Source organism: Vibrio sp. IB15, from assembly GCF_016406055.1.
GTDB classification, from domain to species: Bacteria; Pseudomonadota; Gammaproteobacteria; order Enterobacterales; family Vibrionaceae; genus Vibrio; species Vibrio chagasii.
In genome coordinates, this window is the sequence record NZ_JAEFCE010000141.1 from 1 (window position 1) to 1305 (window position 1305).

Consider the following 1305-nt stretch of genomic DNA (forward strand, 5'->3'; position numbering starts at 1 on the left):
GACCCTGTAAATAATTCTGTGTAACTGTCGGGGTTACATATATTCAGTGAGTCGGTCTTCGAACATAATCATAAAGCGGTTCAGGGCTTGTCGCCAGTTTCTGATTGGCATTGTCCATCTCTTGGACGCATCCTGGATCGCTAAGAAGATCACTTTTCTTGCCGACTCATCAGTCGGGAACAGTTTACGCTTCTTAATCGCTTTTCTAATAACGCTATTCAGTGATTCTATAGCGTTGGTTGTGTAGATCGCTCGCCTAATGTCTTCGGGGTAGTTGAAGAGCGTGTTCAGGTTATTCCAATGCGCTGTCCAGGAGCGGCTGATCTGAGGGTATTTATCATCCCATTTATCTGAGAACTGCTCTAAGGCGAGTAGTGCTTCATCTTCCGTTTTCGATTGATAGATTTTCTTAAGATCGGCAGTGACAGCCTTATAGTCCTTCCAAGGTACGTACTTGACTGAGTTTCTCACCATATGGACGATGCAGAGTTGTATCTGGGTATTTGGGAATGCTGCATTAATGGCGTCAGGAAAGCCCTTCAGGCCATCGACACATGCAATAAGAATGTCTTTTACTCCGCGGTTTTGCAGCTCTGTTAGTACAGCAAGCCAGAACTTAGCGCCTTCCGTTTCTGACAGCCACATACCAAGCAGTTCTTTTTGCCCCTCCATATTTACGCCTAAAGCAAGATAAACGGCTTTGTTGATGACCTGTTTATCTTGTCTGATTTTAACGACAATACAGTCGAGATAGACGATGGGGTAGACTTCATCTAATGGGCGAGATTGCCATTCAACAACCTGCTCCAGAACAGAGTCCGTCACCTTAGATATAAGGGTTGGTGAGACATCCGCATCGTACATTTCCTTGAATGTGGCTACGATTTCTCGGGTCGTCATGCCTTTAGCATAGAGGCTTAAGATTTTGTCATCCATCGACTGGAAGCGAGTTTGATGCTTACGAACCAGCTTTGGTTCAAAGCTTGACTCTCGGTCACGAGGAACGTCTATTGGCACTTCACCATCATCAGTGATAATCGACTTGGTGGAGTACCCATTACGGGAGTTAGAACTAGGTTTAGGGGAGTGTTTTTCGTAACCAAGGTGCTCATCAAGCTCGACATTCAATGCCGTCTCAACAGTCACCTTGGTTAACATTTTTCGGAAGTCATCAAGATCAGTTTCTGTCTTAATTGACTTAGCTGCTTCACGAGCAAAAGCTTCAAGTGCTTTCTTATCCATACTATCCATCCTTAGCCTTTAAGGCTTAAGTTTAGACAGTTACACAGAATTTAGGACAGTCTC

The 1305-nt window shown here is 44.4% G+C and carries 1 protein-coding gene; it reads right to left on the minus strand.

The annotated features are described in order from the left end of the window. Nucleotides 1-33: 33 nt before the first annotated feature. A complete protein-coding gene (locus JC606_RS23115; RefSeq protein WP_137406691.1) occupies nt 34-1242 on the minus strand; it encodes an IS256 family transposase in 1209 nt (402 codons plus the stop codon). Nucleotides 1243-1305: the final 63 nt, after the last annotated feature.

What these genes read in the sequence shown, in the direction of transcription:
- JC606_RS23115 (WP_137406691.1), bottom strand. Translation starts at nt 1,242, where the DNA reads ATGGATAAGAAAGCACTTGAAGCTTTTGCTCGTGAAGCAGCTAAGTCA.